The 1,580-nt window shown below is 41.9% G+C and carries 1 pseudogene; it reads right to left on the bottom strand.

The features are described 5' to 3' along the window. Positions 1–87 precede the first annotated feature (87 nt). Positions 88–1,173: pseudogene (locus OZD66_RS04545) on the bottom strand (phage terminase large subunit); the annotation flags it as partial. Between the last annotated feature and the right edge of the window lie 407 nt (positions 1,174–1,580).

The following is a 1,580-nucleotide window of genomic DNA, read 5'->3' as shown; positions in this document are numbered from 1 at the left end:
AATCATAACTATATGCTGCTGGCATTCAACCTCCTTATCATCATCTATCCTTATCCTACCACATCCGGACTTTTATGGAAAGAGCTATACATCGAGTAAATAGAATTTATTGCCCACTTTTGTCCAGGTGGTGCAGACGCTAAAGTTGCTCATGCTGCTTGTTGGAACTGCAGTGTCCCAGCTCTGAGTGACATATCAGAGACTATCAGAAAAATTTCTATAGCGGTTCAACCACTCTCGTTTAATTATACCACTTGAAAGCGGCAGAGGGTTTTGTTGATATTGCGCAGCAAAAGCATAACTCCCAAGTTCAACCTTTATCATCTCAACTTCTTCTTTTCCTCCATAGAGGGGATATAGCAACTGACCTTCTTCTCTTGAGTATAATATTACGGGTGGTGTCATTCTAGCACTTGATGCTGTAATCCAGCTTTTGTACTCATTTGTAGTTACTCGGGTGACAGGAACAAGAAAAGGAGGCGCTGGCTTTTTGATTGAATAGATAATCTCCTTATTTTCAGATATCATCGGTAAACAAGTATGGTTCCATATGTTTTTCGGTTTGGAGAGAAGGTGCCCGGTTAAATCTTCTTGATGTAGCCTATGCATCACAAGAACAATTACTCCTTTTTTTCTATTGTTGAGCCTGGCTACTAAAGTCTGGTCAAACCAATTTGTAGCACGCTTTCTAAACGTTTCACTCAAAGCTTGGGCGGGACTCAGTGGATCATCCACGATGATGAAATCACCACCTTCACCTGTTAACATCCCTCCAACTGACGTTGCGATTCTGTATCCTCTCTGCACTGTTTGAAATTTGTATTTGGTATTCTGATCTTTGGATAGTCCTACCTCTGGAAACAGCTCTCTATACCAACTAGACTGCATTATGCATCTTGTATCGAGCGAGTGCTTTTCGCTAAGCAGCCGAGAGTAGCTTGCAACTATTATTCTTGCAGTTGGCTGATTTCCCAGTATCCATGCGGGCCACGCAACACTAGCACACAGGGACTTCATTGAACGCGGAGGCATATTGAATATTATTCGCCTCATTTTGCCAACATTTGCCGCTTCAAGTCTGTCTGCTATGACTTTTATATACTGATAATCATTATACTCACACCCCGGCACTACCGTTTGAAAACACAGTTCAATGAATTTTAGAAAGTTCATGATATAATGTTGAAACCAACGCGTGACGCTGGGATGACAAAAAAAGGAGCACTGAAGGCTATAGGTGAGACGTTGCGGTATCTCTAGATCCCGCTAACAAGCAGCGGGATGACGAATTACTTAACCATCATCTACACCGTCATACCGCGATTCATTCGCGGTATCTCTTAACATAGATCCCCTACTATACCTTAACATAGATCCCGCTAACAAGCAGCGGGATGACGAATTACTATGCCGCCGCGAACCGTCATACTGCTGCGGTATCTCAGCCGCTAATAAGTAGCGGGATGACGGTTGTTGTTTAGCTATAAATATTAAGAAATTTACCAAATAAAAAAAAGGCAAAAGAAGCCCCGTGGTTGGCTAATTACTTACATTATACTTTCAAGTATGGCGTTTTTTTA

Source organism: Wolbachia endosymbiont of Drosophila baimaii, assembly GCF_028982185.1.
GTDB lineage: Bacteria > Pseudomonadota > Alphaproteobacteria > Rickettsiales > Anaplasmataceae > Wolbachia > Wolbachia pipientis.
The sequence above is the reverse complement of the archived record's forward strand: the minus strand, read 5'-3'. Positions and strand labels throughout refer to the sequence as shown.